The sequence below is a fragment of the uncultured Gilvimarinus sp. genome (genome assembly GCF_963975215.1).
GTDB lineage: Bacteria > Pseudomonadota > Gammaproteobacteria > Pseudomonadales > Cellvibrionaceae > Gilvimarinus.
In genome coordinates this window covers 25,576-45,982 of the sequence record NZ_CAXBFW010000028.1, presented here as the reverse complement: position 1 = coordinate 45,982, position 20,407 = coordinate 25,576, and the positions used below count along the sequence as shown (strand labels likewise).

General features: G+C 56.0%; 19 protein-coding genes. 7 read left to right on the top strand and 12 right to left on the bottom strand.

What is annotated here, in order from left to right:
- On the bottom strand, window positions 1–315 hold a 315-nt coding region (locus AAC019_RS15005; protein ID WP_339899950.1), incomplete at its 3' end, for a hypothetical protein.
- Between the two features lie 166 nt (window positions 316–481).
- Here AAC019_RS15005 and AAC019_RS15000 point away from each other — a divergent pair.
- Window positions 482–1,729 (top strand): multidrug effflux MFS transporter, encoded by a 1,248-nt coding sequence (locus AAC019_RS15000; protein WP_339899948.1) that lies wholly within the window; start codon window positions 482–484, stop codon window positions 1,727–1,729.
- Window positions 1,730–1,746: 17 nt separating this feature from the next.
- Here the strand turns inward: AAC019_RS15000 and AAC019_RS14995 are convergent, their stop codons facing one another.
- The 5 genes from AAC019_RS14995 to AAC019_RS14975 form a co-directional block, all read right to left on the bottom strand.
- Window positions 1,747–2,103, bottom strand: coding sequence for a DUF202 domain-containing protein (locus tag AAC019_RS14995; RefSeq protein ID WP_339899946.1), 357 nt, complete (start codon window positions 2,101–2,103; stop codon window positions 1,747–1,749).
- Window positions 2,104–2,155: 52 nt separating this feature from the next.
- The gene (locus AAC019_RS14990; RefSeq protein ID WP_339899944.1) at window positions 2,156–2,839 is read right to left on the bottom strand and encodes a DUF3313 family protein; all 684 of its coding nucleotides are present in this window, start codon (window positions 2,837–2,839) and stop codon (window positions 2,156–2,158) included.
- 135 nt (window positions 2,840–2,974) lie between these two features.
- Window positions 2,975–3,295 carry a YqcC family protein gene (locus AAC019_RS14985; RefSeq protein ID WP_339899943.1) on the bottom strand — a complete coding sequence of 107 codons (321 nt, stop codon included), beginning with the start codon at window positions 3,293–3,295 and terminating at the stop codon, window positions 2,975–2,977.
- A gap of 33 nt (window positions 3,296–3,328) precedes the next feature.
- Window positions 3,329–5,464, bottom strand: coding sequence for an ATP-dependent DNA helicase DinG (gene dinG / locus AAC019_RS14980; RefSeq protein ID WP_339899941.1), 2,136 nt, complete (start codon window positions 5,462–5,464; stop codon window positions 3,329–3,331).
- Complete coding sequence (locus tag AAC019_RS14975) at window positions 5,458–6,630, bottom strand: 1-acyl-sn-glycerol-3-phosphate acyltransferase (protein WP_339899940.1); 1,173 nt, start codon at window positions 6,628–6,630, stop codon at window positions 5,458–5,460. The genes dinG and AAC019_RS14975 overlap by 7 nt, the downstream gene beginning before the upstream one ends.
- Before the next feature lie 189 nt (window positions 6,631–6,819).
- Between AAC019_RS14975 and AAC019_RS14970 the strand changes: the two genes are divergently transcribed.
- Both AAC019_RS14970 and AAC019_RS14965 read left to right on the top strand, forming a co-directional pair.
- Window positions 6,820–7,224 (top strand): YchJ family metal-binding protein, encoded by a 405-nt coding sequence (locus AAC019_RS14970; RefSeq protein ID WP_339899938.1) that lies wholly within the window; start codon window positions 6,820–6,822, stop codon window positions 7,222–7,224.
- 152 nt (window positions 7,225–7,376) lie between these two features.
- Window positions 7,377–8,648, top strand: coding sequence for a diguanylate cyclase (locus AAC019_RS14965; protein ID WP_339899936.1), 1,272 nt, complete (start codon window positions 7,377–7,379; stop codon window positions 8,646–8,648).
- Window positions 8,649–8,668: 20 nt separating this feature from the next.
- On the opposite strand, the gene AAC019_RS14960 is transcribed toward AAC019_RS14965, so the two are convergent.
- Window positions 8,669–9,685, bottom strand: coding sequence for an aspartate carbamoyltransferase (locus tag AAC019_RS14960; protein WP_339899934.1), 1,017 nt, complete (start codon window positions 9,683–9,685; stop codon window positions 8,669–8,671).
- A 246-nt stretch (window positions 9,686–9,931) separates the two neighbouring features.
- Between AAC019_RS14960 and AAC019_RS14955 the strand changes: the two genes are divergently transcribed.
- Complete coding sequence (locus tag AAC019_RS14955) at window positions 9,932–10,828, top strand: DUF2971 domain-containing protein (protein ID WP_339899932.1); 897 nt, start codon at window positions 9,932–9,934, stop codon at window positions 10,826–10,828.
- 9 nt (window positions 10,829–10,837) lie between these two features.
- On the opposite strand, the gene lnt is transcribed toward AAC019_RS14955, so the two are convergent.
- The 5 genes from lnt to miaB form a co-directional block, all read right to left on the bottom strand.
- Window positions 10,838–12,376 (bottom strand): apolipoprotein N-acyltransferase, encoded by a 1,539-nt coding sequence (lnt, locus tag AAC019_RS14950; protein WP_339899931.1) that lies wholly within the window; start codon window positions 12,374–12,376, stop codon window positions 10,838–10,840.
- Window positions 12,363–13,217, bottom strand: a complete 855-nt coding sequence (locus AAC019_RS14945; RefSeq protein ID WP_339899929.1) for a transporter associated domain-containing protein — start codon at window positions 13,215–13,217, stop codon at window positions 12,363–12,365. Before AAC019_RS14945 ends, lnt begins: the two co-directional genes overlap by 14 nt.
- Window positions 13,214–13,759, bottom strand: a complete 546-nt coding sequence (gene ybeY, locus AAC019_RS14940; protein WP_339899927.1) for an rRNA maturation RNase YbeY — start codon at window positions 13,757–13,759, stop codon at window positions 13,214–13,216. The genes AAC019_RS14945 and ybeY overlap by 4 nt, the downstream gene beginning before the upstream one ends.
- A 4-nt stretch (window positions 13,760–13,763) precedes the next feature.
- A complete protein-coding gene (locus tag AAC019_RS14935) occupies window positions 13,764–14,813 on the bottom strand; it encodes a PhoH family protein (protein ID WP_339899926.1) in 1,050 nt (349 codons plus the stop codon).
- A 154-nt stretch (window positions 14,814–14,967) separates the two neighbouring features.
- On the bottom strand, window positions 14,968–16,326 hold the full coding sequence (gene miaB / locus AAC019_RS14930; RefSeq protein ID WP_339899924.1) for a tRNA (N6-isopentenyl adenosine(37)-C2)-methylthiotransferase MiaB: 1,359 nt from the start codon (window positions 16,324–16,326) through the stop codon (window positions 14,968–14,970).
- A gap of 201 nt (window positions 16,327–16,527) precedes the next feature.
- Between miaB and AAC019_RS14925 the strand changes: the two genes are divergently transcribed.
- From AAC019_RS14925 to AAC019_RS14915, 3 genes are all read left to right on the top strand, one after another.
- On the top strand, window positions 16,528–16,854 hold the full coding sequence (locus AAC019_RS14925; protein WP_339899923.1) for a DUF1820 family protein: 327 nt from the start codon (window positions 16,528–16,530) through the stop codon (window positions 16,852–16,854).
- A gap of 279 nt (window positions 16,855–17,133) precedes the next feature.
- Entirely contained in the window at window positions 17,134–18,297 is a 1,164-nt protein-coding gene (locus AAC019_RS14920) for an FAD-dependent oxidoreductase (RefSeq protein WP_339899922.1), read from the top strand.
- Between the two features lie 78 nt (window positions 18,298–18,375).
- Complete coding sequence (locus AAC019_RS14915) at window positions 18,376–20,241, top strand: di-heme-cytochrome C peroxidase (protein ID WP_339899920.1); 1,866 nt, start codon at window positions 18,376–18,378, stop codon at window positions 20,239–20,241.
- Window positions 20,242–20,407 lie beyond the last annotated feature (166 nt).

The window sequence follows — 20,407 nt, the reverse complement described above, 5'->3', positions numbered from 1 at the left end:
CCCGGCGCTGGGCCCAAGCAGTATGGTGGCCACCATACTGTGGCCGATCAACTCAGCAAACATCAGATAGGCGGCTCGGGTGTCGCGATGCTGCTGCAGCCAATACCAGGCGAGCAGCCACAGGCAAATACTGCCGATATTGATCCACATGAGCGTTTTGGTGTGCAGCAGCGAAAACAAACCGGCCAAACCGATATGCAATACCAACCCTACCAAGGCGGCAACTTGCAATACCGCGTGTTTACGCCCTTGCGGGTTCATAATGGCGAAGGCTTTTGTACGGCTGAGGCCGGACAACCAGTCGGTTAACGACATAAGCTTTTATCCGAGTCCAGTAGCTTTTATCTAAGCTTAACGGCTTTACTCAGATTCGCCACTGCGCGCCGCGCGATGCTTACTTTTCGGTACACTTTTGTTCACCCACAGCCAGCACTTGTGCGTTACACTTTAGTAAATCCCGCAACTGATTCGCTCGCGCCGTATGAAAAACCAACACTCCGCCCAGACAAGCGCTTTACCGCGCTTTTTTCTACTCTATCTGGGCGCACTGGTCGCTCTGGGCCCTGTGGCCATGGACGCTTACTTACCGGCATTGCCGTCTATGGCAAAGGCGCTCGATGTACCCATCGCTGTTCTCAACGCGTCCATCAGTACATTTTTAGTCGGGTTTGCTTTGGGGCAACTTATGGGCGGCCCTATTTCCGATCAGGTGGGCCGCAAAACGGTGTGTGTCGTCGGCACGGGGTTATTTATTATCGCCAGCGGCGCCATCGCATTATCCGACTCGGCCAACGTCATCAACCTGTGGCGTTTACTGCAAGCGTTTGGCGGCGGCTTTGCAACCATTACCGCCATGGCACAAGTGCGCGACAGCTACCCCGCCGAGGAAATCGGCAAGCGCTTTGCCACGGTAATGATGGTGATGATGATCGCGCCGGTAATAGCACCGCTGATCGGCACCGGGTTGCTGCACTTTGGCTGGCGCAGTATTTTTATTTTTCAGGTGTTATACGCCCTGACAATGCTGGCCATAATGCTGAGCTTAATCCCGGAGACGTTAACCCAACCGCGACAGCGATTATCCCTTGGGCGGGTTGCCTCACAGTACAGCGCGATATTACGGCATCGCTACCAAGGCCAGTTGCTGGCCTTGCGCTTTGCCCTGTGTATTGGCTCGGCAGCGGGTGTGTTGCTTATTTTTGTTACTCACTCATCGTTTATGTACATGAGTTACTTTGGTGTTAGCGAGACCGCGTTTTCGCTGCTATTTGGCTTAAACGCCATTGGTTTAATTGCCGCCAACTCGTTAAGCGCACGTCTATTAAGTGTTATGCCCGCCATGAAACTGTTTGCCATTAGTGTACTGGTACAAGCGGTCGTGGTGGTGTTGCTCACGATCCTGGCGTGGCTGGAAACCCTTTCGCTAGCCTTAGCGGTACCGCTGATTATTCTCAGCGTCAGCTGTGTCGGGGTGAGCAACCCCGCGGGCATGACACGCTTTATGGCGATGTTTCCGCCCCACCGCGGCGGCAGTGCAGCGGCCATTCAAACCGTATCTATGTTTGTGCTGGGCTCCGGCATGGGCGCGCTGGGCAGTGTATTTTACGACGGCACGTTAAAGCCGGTGATGATGGTAATGTTAATCTCGGTTGCGTTTAGTGTGGCGCTATTGCTAACCCTAGGGCCACTGCACCAAGAGCACGACGAAGCGGATAACAATGCGGCGTAACTCTATTAGTAACCCTGTTAGTGCCCGATAAAAATCAGCACTACCAGTAATAACAACCCAAGCAACCCCAGCGCCATGGTCAAGGCCACACTGTAGAGCGATCGGTAATCCGCCGGGCCATCGCGCGCCAACAGGTAACGCACATAACGGGCGTGTCTAATCGCCGCGCCCACGGCCGCCACAACGCCTAAAAAAATAAAGGCCAAACCTAACGCCGCCGTCAAAGATTGATCGGCGCCGGAGGCCAAACCAAACGCGCTCATTAACAGGCCGGCGCGCTCGAGCACAAAACCAAAGCCGATTAAACCCAGCGCCGTGCGGCTCCAGGCCAGCAAAGTGCGCTCGGCGGCCAACAATACCCGGGGATCTTGCATGAATCGTTACCGTGACGCGGCGCAACATTATGCTGCGCCGCGGCTGTGTGCATTACTGTTGCGCGCGGGCCTGATCTAAGCTCTCGCGCAACGACTTTGTCCAGCTGCGCAGATAGCGGTTGGCATCGGCCATATTAGTGGCGCGATTGGTCCACTCAAGGCGCATATCGTCAAAGTCTTCTTTCTCGTCGACAACCCGGGCGATAATCTCACCACTGGTTGCGTCAAACGCCTCTAAAAACAACGTCATCTCGCCCGATGAGGTGGTATAGGTTCGGGTGATACCCACCTCGTTAATATCGGGCGCTGTGACATCTAAATCGATAATACTGGGGCGCACCTCCAGCACCATTTCGTCGGCGGCCTCATCGCCCACAATGTGGTAAGCGGGCTCACGCTCCAGTGCCTCCCGGAAGTGCTCATCGCACGAGCGCGCCAAACGATCCGAAATAACTTGCATGTCTTCTTCAGTCACCCGCGAACTACCGGCCGGGCGATCGAAGTTTTGATTGCGCATCCAGTCGGCACGAAACGCTACGGTACAAGGGGTAAGGCGAATGGCGGAGTACTGCGAGAGCGACACTCCCGGTTTAAGGTAGACCTCATCTAGCGATTTTTGCGCGACCAGGTGCAACCCATCGTGGGACACCGCCGGCGGCGGCGTGGCACACCCACCCAACAATAGCGCGCTAACCGCGCCTGCAAACAATAGTGATTGAACCTTAACAACGCTCATAGAGCCTCCGTTACACAATCATCAAAACACCGAGAAGTACACGGTGACAAAGAACCGTACCTGTTTGAATAATTTAACAGGTTAAATGTAGCTCACGGCCCGGACGACCACAAGCACCTGCCCGCCACAAAAAGCTTAACTGAGTAATGTGTCAATACGCTGTAACTGCACAAGCACCGCACTGGCATCGAGGCTCTGCGGGCGAAAATACTCTTCTGCCATGGGCGCAATGGCACAATTAACGGGCAAGGTGCCGCGCCCTGTGACCAGTGTGTGCATACGCGGTAAAAACATAAATTGCAGCCACTGGGTAAAGGTTAGAGTATCGACGGCAAAGGGGGCCGTACTGGCCAGTGCCTCGGCCGACGGCGGCTCGCTGTGCCACAGGTTTAACTCGCGCAGCGCCGCCTCAAGATCGAGCAGAATATCGGCAACGGCAATGTGCTTATCAGTCATACGTCCCCCTTGCGACAACGAGCCTCTTAGAGCTTACGCCTCGATTTTGCGGCTAAACGGCGGCAGCGAGTCAAGTATCGCCTTGCCATAGCGCTTGGTAACAACGCGGCGATCGAGCAAGGTAATACGCCCGGTGTCACCTTCAGTGCGCAACAGCCTGCCGCAGGCCTGAATCAATTTTAACGAGGCGTCGGGAATGGTGATTTGCATAAAGGCATTGCCGCCGCGCTCTTCTATCCACTCGGCCACCGAGGCCTCGATCGGGTCATCGGGCACCGCAAAGGGGAGCTTAGCAATAATCACGTGGGCGCAGTAATCACCGGGTAGGTCGACACCTTCGGCAAAGCTTGCCAAACCAAACAGTACACTGCCCTCGCCTTTATCAATTTTTTTGCGGTGCGCCACCAGCATCTCTTGTTTCGAGCTCTCGCCCTGCAACAAAATTTTACTTTGCCACAGCGCGGGCAACTCATCGTACACATCCAACATTTGCCGACGCGAAGAAAACAGCACCAAGGATCCTTCATCCGGCTGTAAGAGCTCGGGAAGCTGCTCTACCAAGGCCGCCGTGTGAGCGCGGCTGTCCCCGGCATCCACGGCATCTTTGGGGACATGCAAAATGCCTTTAGAAAAGTCGAAGGGGCTCGGGACCACGGCGTAGCGGCTGTCATCGGGGGTGCCGGTGCGCATCTGTAGCCGGTCAAACTTACCCAGCGCCGTTAACGTCGCCGAGGTGAGCACGGCCCCATAGGCGCGATTCCACAAACTAAACTCCAGGGTACGCGCCGCCAGAATGGGGCTAGAGCAAACCTCAATATCGTAATTACCGTTAAAGTCGATCAGCGTTAACCAACGCGCTTTAGGCACACTTTTATCGCCATCGGTGCGGGCATAGCTTAACCACAAGCCAGCGTTAGCCTCGGCGCGCGCCTGCCAGGCGCCAATGAGCGGATAATTCGCTTCAAGGTCCACTTTGGGCACCCGGCAGTGGGCGTCCTCCATGGCCTCGTTCAGCTCACTTGTCATTTTGGTGAGAAGGTCCGTCAAGCGATCAAAGCTTGAGTGCAACTGCTCGGCCTGGCTGACAATATTGTCCGGCACCACACCACCGACAAACCGGTAGTGATTATTCTTCCAGTCGCGGGCGTTATCTTGCAGCGATTGAATCTTTTCATCGAGCAGCGGATACAACATATCCAGTTCGCGCTTACATTCGAGCAACTGCCCGGGCAATTGCTCGGCGTAATCATCAACCCGGCCGGCACCGCTTATCTGCCCGAGAATAGCGCCCAAGCCTTTGTTGCACTGCTCCAGCCAACGGCTGGTCGAGAGCATTCGGCTGTGATGCGCAAAGTGGTTAAGGGCTTTATCAGGCAGGTGATGGCCTTCGTCAAAGACATAAATGGTGTCTTCCGGGTCGGGCAAAATAGCGCCGCCGCCCAACGCTAAATCGGCCAGTACCATGTCGTGGTTAGTCACAATACAGTCGGCGGTATGCAGCGCATCGCGCGCTTTAAAGAAGCTACAGGCCGACACATTTGAGCAGCGCCGGCCGGTGCACTGACGGTGATCGGTGGTTACCCGCGCCCAGTCGTTAGGCTCAAGGCGCGTGGACCAGGAGTCGCGCTCGCCATCCCACTTATTGGCGGCCAGCGCATCCATCATCGACTCGTATAGTTTAACGCCCTCGGCATCGACGCTGGGTAGCTCATCTTCATACAGCGCACGAGTCGGATCGGCCGCCGAAGAGAACTCACTCATTAACGTATCGAGCTTCGATAAACACAAATAGCGCCCGCGCCCTTTAGCCAGCGCAAAACTAAACGATAAATCCGTATGGTTGCGCAGCTCGGGTAAATCTTTGTGCACAATTTGCTCTTGCAACGCAACGGTCGCCGTCGACACCACCAGCTTTTTTCCCAGCGCCTTGGCAATGATAATGGCTGGCAGTAAATAGGCGATGGTTTTACCGGTACCGGTACCCGCCTCTACCACGCACACATGCGCGCCGGTATTGCGCACGCCTTCAGCGTCGCTGCCAATACCGCCAAGGGTGCGGGCAATTTCGGCAATCATTAACTTTTGCCCATGGCGCGGGCCCAGCTCGCGGCTTTGCAAAAACGCCGAGTAGGTTTGCTGTATTTTTTGTTTTAAATCGTCCGTTAGCATTCGCGCTCTTGACCGCCTGTGGCCGCTAATTTGTGTCGCACCGGATTGGCGTACATGGCTTTGACGATATCGCGATAATCCGACGGGATCGACTGCAGGCGCAGATCAAAACTGGCGCGCTCGTCGGTGAGGTTGCCCGGTTCAAAAGGGATCGCCTGATCGGAGTACGGCAGTGAGCGCGCCTCTTCGCTACCTTGATCAAAGGCGATGCAGTTGCTCGGATGCAACACATAGTTGCTCCAGATTTGACGGTCGATCTCGGCGGTAACCGCATCGGCATCGGCAAAATCGCCACTCAACACATCACCAAAAGCCACATGTACATGACCTTTTTGTCCGGCAATACCGCGGGCAATACTCTGCACATCTTCCTGGTCACCCTTTTCATAACGGCCCGAGGTTCGCTGTTGGTGCAACTCGTGGGCCTTAGCTTCATCACACGGGTCTAGCTCGTAGGAAATAGACACCGGCACAATGGCAAGCTCGCGCACGTAGTCGGCATAGTCCTGGGTTTTGGGGCGGTTGAGCGTCAGCATCCCCACCACCGCTGAATTGGTTAAATCATTGCCGTCTTTAGCGCGGCCCTCGCGCTGGGCGATCCAGATATTGGCTTTGTCGGCGGTAAGCGAGTGGTAAATATAAGCCGATAGTTTTTTCGCCGCCTTGAGTTTTTCTCGCGGTGCTTTAACCCCACGCTTTACGATAAAACTTTTGTTTAAGCGCATCAGGTCGGACACATATTCTTTGGTCAGTAAGTTGTCGCCAATGGCAATACGCAACGTTTTAAATCCCGAGTGGTACAGGCTCCAGTTCACAAACGCCGGGTCCATGGCAATATCGCGATGGTTACTGATAAATAAGTAGGCGCGTGTCGGGTCGAGCTTATCCAACCCCGAGTGGGTGATCTTAGTAGTGGTCTCCTCGATCATATGGCGCATATACTTCTCGACCACCAACTGAAACTCATCGACGCTGTTAACACCCGCCAATTGGCGCCGCATCACCCGTGCCACCAAGGGGCGCAGCACAAACCCCAAAGGCCCCGCTAAGCGCGGAAACTTTAGGCGGGTGACCGCGTCGGCCAACTCCGGATCGGCCAAAATACGATCGAGTACCGGGCGCACTTCGGCGTCATTGTAGGGGCGAATATCGTCAAAATCAGTCATGGGCAAATATCGGTTGGTCAGTCATTGTTACTAAGAAGGAAGCACGCTCAGCTGCCGTTTGCAAAGCTTTCCGAACAGGGTAATCTAATCGGTTAAGATCAAATAGGCAGCCAATTGTGTCAAGTGCCGCCGACAAGCCAAAGTTAGCGTGTAGAATAAGGCGCACAACATACCCAAAAGAGGTGCAAAATGCCACTCACGGCGACTAAATCCTGCCCTTGTGGCTCGGGCAATCGCCCGCTGGATTGCTGTACCGGCTTAATATTGCACGGTGGCGAGGCGCAAACCGCCGAGCAGTTGATGCGCTCGCGCTATACGGCTCACACGTTACTGGCGATCGACTACCTGTGGCAGACCTGGAGCCCGCAAGAGCGCGCAACCAGTTCGCCCGAGGCCATTCGCGAGTGGGCCGGCAGTTGCCAGTGGTTAGGGCTTGAGATTCTCGCCTGCGAGAGAGGTTTGGCAGACGACAACGAGGGCAGCGTGACCTTTTGCGCCCACTACCGGCTGGACGGCCGCGAACAGCACCACCTTGAGAAATCGCTGTTTCGGCGGGAGGCGGGGCTGTGGCGCTACCTACGTCACGCCGATTAACGTTTGGCGAGCTGTTCCAGCGCACGGTCTGGAGGCTGGTGGCCGATAAATCCACCCATTTCTGTGACACAGAATGATGTTTTTGGCGCCAACAATCGTTACACTATTACTTTGGGTGCCGCAGTCGGCACACGGGCACTCTGGGTTATTGAATGAAAATTCTGTTGGTTGAGGACAGCGCAACACTGCGCCACGCAATGAGCCAATACATCACCGATTCCGGTCACACCCCTTTGGTGGCCGACAGCGGTGAGGCGGCGCTGCAGCTGCTGGAGGACACTCCGGTGGACATGATTATCATGGACGTCGAAATGCCCGGCCTTAACGGCTTTGAGACCACCGCGCTGATCCGCGAGTGGCTTGGCAGCCACTGGATTCCCATTATCTTTGTCACCGGTATGAGCGATGATGAAGACTACCGCAAGGGGATCGAAGCCGGCGGCGATGATTACCTGATTAAGCCCGTCAGCAAAATGATCATTCACGCCAAGATCCGGGCGATGGAGCGCATCGCCGAAATGCGCGACCAACTCAGCAAGCTCAATAACGAGCTTGAGGCGCTCAGCCAACTCGATAGCCTGACCCAGCTGCTTAACCGCCGAACCTTTAACGAGTACGCGCAAAAACAATGGCAACTTGCCGCGCGCCAGTTAACTCATACCTGCGTGCTGATGCTGGATGTCGACCACTTTAAGCTCTACAACGATCACTACGGCCACCCCGCCGGCGATCGCTGTTTAGTGGGTGTGGGCGAGGCCATAAAAAGCTGCCTGAAGCGTCCCTTTGACTTACTGGGCCGCTACGGTGGCGAAGAGTTTATTGTGCTATTGCCCGACACCGACGGCAATGGCGCCACCCGGGTAGGAGAATCGATCCGCCGGGCGGTGGCCAATTTAGCAGTGCCGCACGAGGTATCCCCCACCAGCGCCCACGTCACCGTGTCAATTGGCGGGGCCAGCTGCTCGCAAACCAGCGGTTACAACCTGGAAGATGTGATTAAAGCGGCTGACCGGGCGCTGTACCGGGCAAAACACTCGGGCCGCGACTGCTTTGAGCTGGATGAGATGACCGCTCACCGCACAGTGGTGGTGGCCTACCCTGACACTGAGATACAAATGCAAGCCTGCGAGGTGTTGCAGCCACACTACAACCTGATTACCGCCGACAGCTCCGACGAGGCGCTGGAGCTGTCACTCAATATCCGACCGGACCTGATTGTATTAAGCCCGGCAATGACCGATGCCTCGGGCCAAACCCTCACCCAGCGGCTCGCTCAAACACCGCGCACCCAGGGTACACCGCTGCTGTTTATTCTCAGCGATGACAGCATCTTTGATACCCCGCCCGGTACCGCGTCAGTGTCACTGCCGAGCGAGCTGACGCGCCTGCCGGTACTGGCCAGTCGCCTAATCGACGGTGAATAGCCGAGGCCCGTTTGCCTCGGCTACAGGGTGCGCAATGAGTTATACCAGTTAACCTCGCGCGAGCACTGATCCACCTGATCCACCACATCCAGCACCAGGGCAAACAGCGCCATACGCACCAGCACGCCATTATCGGCCTGGCGGAAAATAGCCAGATTGGGGTTCTGGTTTAAATCGTTATCCAGCTCGTTGGCACCGGCCCGCGAGTCGCGCGGCAGCGGGTGCATAATCACCGTGTTGGGCTCACAGTACTCGGTGTAAATCGCCTGATTTAGGCGAAAACGCCCGCGGTACAGGTCGGCCTCTTCTTTGGTGGCAAAACGCTCCTCCTGAATACGGGTGGAGTAAGCGATATCCACGCTGGAAATACTCTGGGGCAAATCATCAGTGACCACCACTTTATGGCCCGCCTCACGCATTTGCTCAATGATCGACTCGGGCATGGCCAGCTCCACCGGCGACACCAAAGTGATATGAATATTGTTAAACAAGCACAGCAATTTACACAGCGAGTGCACAGTGCGGCCGTACTTTAAATCACCGATCAGCGCGATACGCAGACCGTCAATCTCGCGCCCCTTAGAGGCCAACTCTTTACGGATGGTGTACAAATCCAGCAGCGCCTGACTCGGGTGCTCGTTGGCCCCGTCGCCGCCGTTCAACACAGGTACCCGGCTGGCATCGGCAAACTCGGCCACCGAGCCCTCTTGCGGATGGCGCATGCAAATCACATCGGAGAAACCCGACAGCACCCGGGCGGTGTCGTACAGCGACTCGCCTTTGGTAATCGCCGAACTTTCAAACCCGGTGGTCTCGCGTACCTCACCGCCCAACAAATTAAACGCGCAGCCAAAGCTAATGCGGGTCCGGGTGCTGGGTTCAAAAAACATATTGCCCAGAATGGCGCCCTCCAGCACCCGCGTTACGCGGCGACGCAAAGCGTAGGGAGCCATGGCATCGGCCACCTCAAAAATACGCTGGATATCAGCGCGATCAAACTGTGCAATAGAGAGAATGTGAGAGCCGGTAAATATCACGTTGAATCCTCAGGGCGGGGCCGCAGGTGGGTGGTAGAAGATTGCCGCGGCTATTTTAACGCTCAAGAGCGCGATGGCAAACGGCAAAACAAAGAGATTCTAAAAAAAACGAAAAATGCGCCTTGCGGGAGTGACAAAAAGACTTTATAAATCTGCCCTTCGGCCGATAATGACTCTATAGCTAACCAAACCTCAGGAATCGGCGGATTTGTAAAGCTCACGCCGCAAGGATAATAAGGACAAACTGTGCCCGAGCACCCAGACACACTGGCAAAATACTGCCCAGCCCATAGCGCCCTTAGCATTGTCGAATCCCAGACGATACGCTGGAGTGCGCCTGCTATGTTTGCCGACCCGTTTGAGCTCAATCACCGCACGACCTTAGCCTTTGACCCCCACTCGCTGCTCGACAGCGTGATACGCGCCGCCTGCGGGATGATATTTGCCCGTGACGAGCCACGCGGTAACTCGCCGCTGTCGATGGTGATTCGCCGCTGGCGCGATGAAGAGCGCTTTGCCTCCCCCGACGAGGCCGAGGAAGCGCTGCACGAGCTGATGGCGCGCATGGTTGACCAGCGCCAAAGTGAAATTGATGAAATGATGAGCGATTGGCGCCAGTACACCCGCGCCCTGCGTATCTGCTCGTTTAGCACCAAGGCCGACAACCTCACCGCCTGGCAATACTACGCCGACTGCCACCGCGGCGCGGTGCTTAAATTTGCCTGTGGCGAGCACACCGCTCTGCCACACCCCAAAGCGGTTCACTACAACCCCGTTCGGCCGGAGATTTCGAGCCTAAAAGAGCAGCTCAATGCCGTCTTACACAACGAGTCGCTGCGCCCTCAAGAAACGTTTGAAGAGAAGTTTTTAAGTAAACCGCCAACCGCCAAAGGGGAGAAAGAGTGGCGCTGCTTTACCCAAGCCCATGACGAAAGTGGCCTGCGGGACAATGACGAGCAGCACTGGTATCTAGACCGCCCCTTCGCGAAAAACGAATTAAAAGCTGTCTATCTGGGCGCGTTTATGCCGGTAACCGACAAAAAAGCCCTGCTAAACACCCTGAATACAGCCTACCCGGATACCAAAGTATTTCAGGCGCAGCCCGTTGCCGGTAAGTACGAGGTAGCCTTTACCCGACTGTAGCGCCGCTTATTAAAAGCGTCGCCGGGCACTGTACACCCCCACCAGCAGCAACAGCGCGAGTATCACCGAGGGGGCGCTACCCCAACGCATAAACGGCGTTTGACCATAGGCGGGGTAAACGGTGCCGGTCAATGTCGTCGCGACAAACTGCGGCGTTTTAGCCACCAGCCCCCCCTGCGAGTCGACAATGGCGCTAACGCCATTGTTGGTACTGCGAATCATATAGCGGCCGGTTTCCAGCGCGCGCATTTGCGCCATTTGCAAATGTTGCAGCGGGCCAATTGAATCGGCAAACCAGGCGTCGTTACTCACGGTTAGTAACACGTTGCTGTTATGGGCACTGTTGGCCACCAGCGTGGGGTAAACCACCTCGTAACAAATCGTCGGCGCAATGGCGATACCATTGACGACCAAGCCGCTTTGCTGCTCCGGGCCGATATTGATGTAAGAGGTAGGCAAATCAAAAAATTCAATCGAGCCGCGCAACCACTGCTCCAGCGGCACGTATTCACCAAAGGGCACCAGGCGACGCTTGTGGTAAATACCTAGGGCGTCACCCAGCCCTACCAGTGAGTTGTAATAGCGCCGCTGTTGTTGCTCGTCGTAAATAATGCCGGTAATTAAGCCCGTCTTGGTCTCGCTGGCGCGGCGGCTCACGGTGTTTAAAAAGTCCAGCGCCCGATGATAGGTAAGCGGCACCGCCGCTTCGGGCCAGATCAGCCAATCGGCGTCCCAGTGCGGCTCACTTAAATGCTGCAGCCGCTCCAGTGTTGGCTGCGCCTGAGCCGGGTCCCACTTGACCTCCTGAGCAATGTTTGGCTGTACCATGGCCACATTAATAGGCGCATCGTGGTTTACCCGCGTCCACTGCACACCCTGTAATTGCCAACCCAGCAGCCAAATGCCTACCACCATCACACTGGCCACCAGTAAGTTTCCCGACGGGCGGACAAAAAAGCACCAGCCGGCTACGGTAGCGGCACTAAATGCGGCGAGATACCCCACCCCCATCACTCCCAGCAACGGCGCCCAACCGGCCAGTGGCGTATCGATGTGGCCATAACCGGTATAAAGCCAGGGGAAGCCGGTTAGCAGCCAGGAGCGCAACCACTCTCCCAGCAAACAACAGGCGGGAAACACCATTAAGATGCCGAGCCGCCCATAGCCGAGCAGCTTGCTGCTAAGAATAAAAGGCAGCGCGTAGATTGCCGCCATCGCCAGGACAAACACCAGCGTCAGCAAACCCGCCAACAACATAGAGGCGCCGCCAAACTGATGAATGGCAACATAAATCCAGGAGACGCCCACCCCATATAAGCCGACGCCAAAGCAACCCGCCACCAAGGCCGCGCGGCGGCGTGTAACTTTAAATAACAGTAAGGCGAAAACACCAAGACCGATCAGCGCCAAGGGCCACAGATTAAAGGGCGCAAGTGCCAAAGGCTGCAACCCACCGGCCACCAGTGCGGCGGCAGCCGCGTTATAGCTACGCAAGCGGTTAAGGCCGCGCCTTACGTGACCGGTGATAATGGTTTCAGTGCTGATCAAGTGTGAGTCGTACCAAGTGAATTTGTCGGTTATCCGCGTAGAGCACCCGGAAGGTAAAGCCGCCCACTTCGGTGACTTCATTGCGCTTGGGCAAGTGCCCAAATGACTGCATTAAAATACCGCCCATGGTGTCGAAGTCTTCGTCGCTCAGGCCGGCATTAAAGTAATCGTTAAAATCGTCAATCGGAGTCAGCGCTTTAATCACATAGTCGGTATCGCTGACCCGTTTAATCAGTTCATCGCTGACTTCCTCGTCGGTTTCATCTTCAATATTACCGACGATTTCTTCTAAGATATCTTCAATCGTAATCAGACCCGAGATACCGCCATACTCGTCTATCACCAGTGCCATGTGATAGCGCTGCTCGCGAAACTCGCGCAGCAGTACATTCACCCGCTTGCTCTCTGGAACAATATTGGCGGTACGAATAATACTGTCGAGGCTAAAATCGGTGGTACCCTCAAGCATCATGCGCAATAAATCTTTAGCCAGCAAAATGCCTTTAATATCATCAATCGAGTCGCCAATCACCGGAAAGCGCGAGTGCCCGGACTCAATAATTTTCGGCAAAAAGTCCTGCGGTTTATCGTCCAGTTTAACCGCGACAATTTGCGTGCGCGGAATCATAATTTCCCGCGCCTGCAGGCTGGATACATCCAGCGCGCCCTCGATAATATTAAGCGCCTCCTGATCGAGCAGCTTATTCTCGGCGGCGTCTTTGATGATCTCGAGCAAATCATCGCGTGATTTTGGCTCAGAGGAAAACGTATGCAGCAGTCGCTCTAACCAAGAGCGCTCTTGGGCGCGTGTTGCACTGCTACTCGATGGGTCGTCCGTCATGGCACTGTTGGTTCCTGTGTGGGCGATGTTGATTTCTGTGTAGGCAATGTCGCCTGTTGGGTGGGCGATGTCGTTTGGCCCTGGGTGATTTCATTATAAGGTGGGGCAAAGCCCAGCGCGGTGACTATGTCAGTCTCAAGCGCCTCCATGGCTTCGGCCTCGTGCTCTTCAATATGATCGTAACCTAGCAAATGCAAGGTGCCGTGCACAAGCATATGAGCCCAATGTGCGTTGGGGGTTTTGCCTTGCTCAAGCGCCTCGCGCGCAACCACATCGGCGCACACCACAAGATCGCCCAGTAAAGGCAAGCCGAGTTCGGCGGGCAGGTCGGCAGGAAAAGACAACACATTGGTGGGGTAATTTTTACCGCGGTAGCGGTGATTCAGTTCGGCACTGGTGGCCGTATCGACAATACAGACACTGACTTCGGCTACCTCGCGCTCATCGCGCAAAGCAGCCGTTACCCATCGGTGTACCTCGTCGTCACCGGGCACCGCCTCGGTGTCAACTTGCCTGTCGATATCGACGTGAACCTGACTCATAGGGTTAGCGCTCGTCGCCACTGGGGTTGGCTTGCTCAAAGGCATCGTACGCCTGCACGATGCGCTGCACCAGTGGATGGCGCACGACGTCTTTAGCGCTAAAGTGAGTAAAGCTAATACCTTCTACGCCGTCCAACACCTCTATCACATGCTTAAGGCCCGATTTTTGCCCACGGGGCAAATCGATCTGCGAAGGGTCACCGGTAATCACAGCGGTGGAGCCAAACCCGAGACGGGTTAAAAACATCTTCATCTGCTCGCAGGTGGTGTTTTGGCTCTCGTCCAAAATCACAAACGAGTTGTTTAAGGTTCGCCCGCGCATATAGGCCAACGGCGCCACTTCAATCACATTGCGCTCGAGCAATTTACCTACGGTTTCAAAACCCAGCATCTCAAACAGCGCGTCGTACAGTGGGCGTAAATAAGGGTCGACCTTTTGCGCCAAATCGCCTGGCAAAAAGCCGAGCTTTTCGCCGGCCTCCACGGCCGGGCGCACTAACAGAATTCGCTCCACATCATCGCGCAGTAACGACTCCACCGCACAGGCTACCGCCAGATAAGTTTTACCCGTACCGGCCGGACCCACACCAAAATTAATGTCGTGGGTTTGCACCGCGCGCACGTACCGCTGCTGATTGGCGCCACGGGGCTTGATGGTCGCCTTTTTGGTACGAATCAGTACCGTGCCGGCGGGCACTGGCTGATCGTCGTCCGCCTCGGTCACTAAGGTATCGGATACACTCTGTTGCTGCATAAGCTCCTCTATGCCTGCGCTTTGCAAGGCGAGGTGAATTTCATCGGGCGTGAGTTCGCCACTGCCGGTCTCGCGGTACAACTGGCGCAGCACGGCGGCTGCAGCGGCGGTAACGCCGCGCTCACCCACAAGGGCAAACTGGTTGCCGCGGTTGCGAATTTCAATATCGAGGCGATTTTCGATCTGACGCAGGTGTTGATCAAATTGACCACACAGGCTGGCGAGACGACGGTTATCGTTGGGTTCCAAAGTCACCTCGCAGGTAACCTGAGAGGGCTCGGGGGTGACGTGTTTATTCAAGGATGTGTATGCACTCTTTTCGCGTTCATTAATCAAAGCGTAAACCATTAACGCCGCCGGGGGAAGGTAAGTAACCGGTCATTTGCTTATTAATACACTCGGCTAAAAAACCACCAGTTATACCCAGCCTGCCCCATGGTTTTGGCGGCGCGGATTAATCGTCCAACTCCGAGCCAATCAAAGTACCCAGCAGCGAGTTTGGCAAAGCCACATCGATGCGGATATCGGCAAATTTACCAATCAAAGCCGGGTCGTCAGCACGGAAGTTAACCACCCGGTTGTTCTCGGTACGGCCCGATAACTGGCCCGGATCTTTTTTACTGTAACCACTGACCAGTACCCGCTCGACATTACCCACCATGTGCCGGCTAATCTGCTGCGACTGCTGGGTGATGCGATCCTGCAGAATCTTCAACCGCTGCTTTTTAACCTCCATCGGCGTGTCATCGGCCAAATCGGCCGCTGGTGTGCCGGGGCGCGCGCTGTAAATAAAACTAAACGACATATCAAAACCAATATCGGCTATCAGCTTCATGGTTTTTTCAAAATCGTCTTCGGTTTCACCGGGAAAGCCGATAATAAAGTCGGACGAAAAGCTGATGTTAGGCCGATGAGCACGAATACGACGCATTTTAGATTTGTACTCAAGCGCGGTGTGGCCGCGCTTCATGGCCATCAAAATACGATCAGAGCCGCTTTGCACCGGCAGGTGCAAGTGACTTACCAGCTCGGGCACCTCCGCGTAAACGTCGATCAGCGAGTCGGAGAACTCCACCGGGTGCGAGGTGGTAAAGCGGATGCGGTCAATGCCATCTACCGCCGCCACGTCAGTAATCAACTCGGCCAAATCGACGATGCCACCGTCAGACTCGCCGCGATAGGCGTTGACGTTTTGCCCCAACAGGTTAATTTCCCGCACACCCTGACCGGCCAAATGAACCACCTCGGCCATTACATCCGCCATGGGGCGGCTGACCTCTTCACCGCGGGTATAGGGCACCACACAAAACGTACAGTACTTAGAGCAGCCCTCCATAATCGAGACAAACGCGCTCACGCCATCGGCGTCGGGCTGGGGCAGGCGGTCGAATTTTTCGATCTCGGGAAAGCTAATATCCACCACCACCGCGCCGTTATCCCGGGGCTGCTCAATCATTTCGGGCAAGCGGTGCAAGGTTTGGGGGCCAAAAATCAAATCGACAAACGGCGCGCGCTCGGCAATCGCCTCGCCCTCCTGGCTGGCCACACAGCCGCCCACGCCGATAATCATATTGGGGTTCTTCTCTTTTAGCTGCTTCCAGCGGCCCAGCTGATGAAACAGCTTATCGGCCGCCTTCTCGCGAATCGAGCAGGTGTTGATCAGCAGTACATCGGCCTCTTCGGGGTTCTCGGTCGCCACCATTTGGTGTGACTCTCCCAGCAGGTCACGCATGCGCGATGAGTCGTACTCATTCATCTGGCAGCCGTGGGTTTTGATATAGAGCTTTTTAACCGGTGTCTCGGTTGCTGACATTCGCTGAAAACCTTTGCGGGACGATAAAATTGGCTGCGCATTATAGCCATCTCAATAGCCAAATCACAGGGGCTTGGGGCAAAAATAGGCTATTTTTTGTGCAAATTTGTTGGCATTTAGCCAGAATATGCTATTCTTCGCGCCCCCTGATGGCCGGCTGGCGCCATCGGTAGCGACGTTACATCATTCCATCGAGGCATTATGATCGGCAAACCCATCTATAAGGTTATTTTTCACAATCAAGAACAGGTGTACGAAGTCTTTGCGCGGGCGATATACCAAAGCGAAATGTACGGCTTTATTGAAGTAGAAGAGTTTGTGTTTGGCGAGCGCAGCCAGCTGCTGGTGGACCCGGGCGAAGAGAAACTCAAAGGCGAATTCTCGGGCGTAAAACGCTCTTATATCCCCATGCACGCGATTATCCGTATCGACGAAGTGGAAAAAGAAGGCGCGGCCAAAGTGCGCGAGTCCAAAGGCGGGAAAGTTACCCCCTTTCCCTACGGCGGCATGGCCCCCAGCGGCGACTAGCAACACCGTTTTTATCTCCCGCCCCTCACGGGTGATTTACTCGCCAACCGCTTTCGCTTAGGCTCCTGTTAACGTTATATTACGGGAGTCTATCGCGCGCGATGCTCTGGCACAGCAAACGCCTGCACCTTTCTGGGCACTCCGGCTTAGGCACTTGGGGACAGCAGCAGGCTCCGACAGTATCAAACCAGCCTGTCCTGCCCAGCCGGCTCCGTAAGTAGCGCAATAGCGTTCCACAAACCTACATTGGGCCCTAAACGCTCGCAAACGAGACTTGTCATGGATTACGACATTGCCATTATCGGCGCCGGCATCAGCGGTGCTGGCGTCGCGCAGGCGGCTGCGGCCGCTGGCTACAAGGTGCTGCTGCTGGAGCAATCGGCCATCGCCTGCGCCACCTCGCGCAGCTCCAGCAAATTAATCCACGGCGGCCTCAGATACCTCGAGAGCGCGCAGTTTTCGTTGGTACGCGAATCCCTGACCGAGCGCGCCCTACTGCTTAAGCTCGCCCCCGAGCTGGTCAAGCTCGCGCATTTACACATTCCGGTATATCGCAACTCACAACGGGCACCACTCACCATTGCCGCGGGCCTAAGCCTATACCGGTTACTCAGTGGGTTTGATGGCACCACCCGATTTTCGCGGCTCAAACCTGAGCAGTGGCCAGAGCTCGACGGCATAAACACCGAGCACCTGAAAGCGGTGTTTCGCTACCAAGAGGCGCAAACCGACGACCGGGCATTAACAGCCGCTGTCGTGCAATCGGCGCAACAACTGGGGGCCGAGCTCGCGCTGCCGGCCACCTTTTGCGGCGCCGAAACCACACCGGATTACTGCGACTTACGCTACCGGCACAATGGCCGCGAACAACAAGCCCGGGCGGCCATGCTGATCAATTGCGCAGGACCCTGGGCACCGCAGGCAAATCAACTGATATCGCCCACCCCCACGCTGCCCGAGGTTGAGCTTATCCAGGGCGCCCACTTACTGCTGCCGCCGGTGCTACGGCATCATTACTACCTGGAGTCTCCCAGTGATGGCCGGGCAGTGTTTGCCCTGCCCTGGCAAGGCAAACTATTGCTGGGCACGACCGAGACACCCCACAGCGGCGACCCGGCCGACGCCCACTGCCACCCCCACGAGATGCACTACCTATTAAATGTGCTAAAGCACTACTTCCCCGAGCTGCATATCTTGCCCAGCAGCGCTGAGAGTTTTGCCGGCTTACGGGTTTTACCTCGCAGCACGGCTCAGGCGTTTGGGCGCAGCCGGGAATCCATTATGGAGCTCGGCTCCCACAACCGGGTTTTTACACTAATGGGTGGCAAACTGACGACCTACCGAGCGACAGCAGAGCAAGTGCTACAGCAAATCGCGCCACAACTACCCCGGCGCACGCGCCGCGCCGATACCCGCACCCTGCCACTAACACCGGTCGACTAGCACTTGCCAAAGCTGGCGGATGCTTTAACAATATCGCTTAACGTATTGTGCTAGGGCAACCAGCTCAGGGACCGGATCATGAAATTTTATTATGTGCTTATGAGCTTGGCACTTTTGGCCAGTGCCTGCACCGACACGAAACGACAGCACACACCCGCGCGCTCGGCCATGGCCACCGAGCACGACTACTTTGGCGATAGCGCCAGCCGCATTATCTACCCGCAGCAAAATTGGAGCCCGGACGACAGCGAGTGGTTTTACACGGCCGCACAAGGCTCCAACCTAATACCCTACGATATTTTTATTCATTTAGAACAGGCAGGCAGCGCGCAGCTGTTTCGCGCCGAAAGTAATATGCGGCGCTACCGCTACCTGCCCCAGCACCCCAGTGCCTCAAACCCACAGGGCCTCCCGGTAGGCTGGGTCAAAGAGCGCTACGAGGGAAAAGACTATATCGGTTTAACTTGCGCGGCCTGCCACACCTCACAGCTCAACTATAAAGGCGTAGGTATTCGCATCGACGGCGGCGCGGCCATGGCCGACATGGACACCATGCTGCAAGAGTTAGAGCGAGCGCTTGGTGCCGCCTGGCAAGAGCCCGACAAGTTAACCCGGCTGGCCGCCGCACTGCTCCGCGGCGGCGAGCAACAAGCACGGGCGAAGTTGCGCCAACAGTTACGCGAATTACAGCTACAGATGGCGCAGTACAATCGCGACAATCAGTCGTTAAGTGGTGCTACCGCTATCCCCTACGGCTACGGCCGACTCGACGCTTTTGGTCGCATCTACAATCGTATTTTGGGCCACCTAACGCCAGGGCAAAGCAATCGCAACCCGCCCAATGCCCCCGTCAGCCACCCATTTTTATGGGATACCCCACAACACGATTTTGTCCAGTGGAATGGTGTTGGCGACAACGCCGGGCTCGGCCCCTTAGCGCGTAATACCGGCGAAGTATTAGGCGTATTTGCCACCTTTAGCTTACAGCCAGATCCAACTCAACCGGGCTTTGCTTCATCGGCGCAAATCCCCGATCTGGAGGCACTCGAAACACGTCTTAGCAAGTTGTGGTCACCCCAGTGGAGCGAGCTGGCCGAGCGCGGCGTATTACCCGCCATCAACCCCCAACTTGCCGAGCAAGGCCACGCCCTTTACCACCAATATCAGTGCCATCGCTGCCATGAAACGATTCAGCGCACCGACCCCAAGCGCCGCGTTATCGCCCAAATGGCCTCGGTCGAACTGCTGGGTACCGACCCGGTCGCCGCCCGCAACGCGTTAACCTATGGCGGACAATCGGGTTACTTTAAAGGTTTACCGCAAAGCCTTTCGCTGCCCGAAGGGCCGCGTTTTGGCGATACCACAGCAGCACTACCGGCCCTAAGTGTCGCCAGTGCGGGTGTTATTCAGCGCGCTTTATTAGCCCAGCCCAATGCTGCAAAACCGGCCGGCGCCTCAAGTGAAGCGGCCGTCGCAAAACGTAAACACCTCGATTTTACCTTGGTTGATGAGTCGAGCCCCGCCGCGCTAATGGCGTATAAAGGGCGACCGTTAAACGGTATTTGGGCCACCGCCCCCTTTATGCACAATGGCTCCGTAAGCAGCCTGTATCAGCTATTTTTACCCAGTTGCCAAACGCCAGCCGATACACAACCGTGCCGCCACCAGCGCTTTAGTGTCGGGCAGTTGGCGTTTGACCCGGTGGAGGTCGGCTTTAACCAGGCCGTTGCGCAACACGATAGCGAGTTATTTACCTTTGACACCAGCCTACCCGGCAACAGCAACCGGGGGCATGAGTATGCCGCCGGAGTTACCCCCGTACCGCAGTTTGACGCATCCGGGAAACCGCTGCGCGACGCCGGAGGCAACCTAGTGGAAAAACGTCTAGCGCCGTTAAACCACAAGCAACGGCTGGCTCTGGTGGAATATTTAAAAACCCTGTAACGCGCTAACAGCGCAGCCTCGTTGCCGCTGTGTCGCGACACGCAAATTGCACCTAAGAGCCAGACAGGCACAACTTGTTGGGGTATGATTGGGCCACAAACACGGTCGTGCCCTTACTGAGTGCACACCAAGCAAGGGCACGCGCCAGTTGTTATGGCGCCCCTAA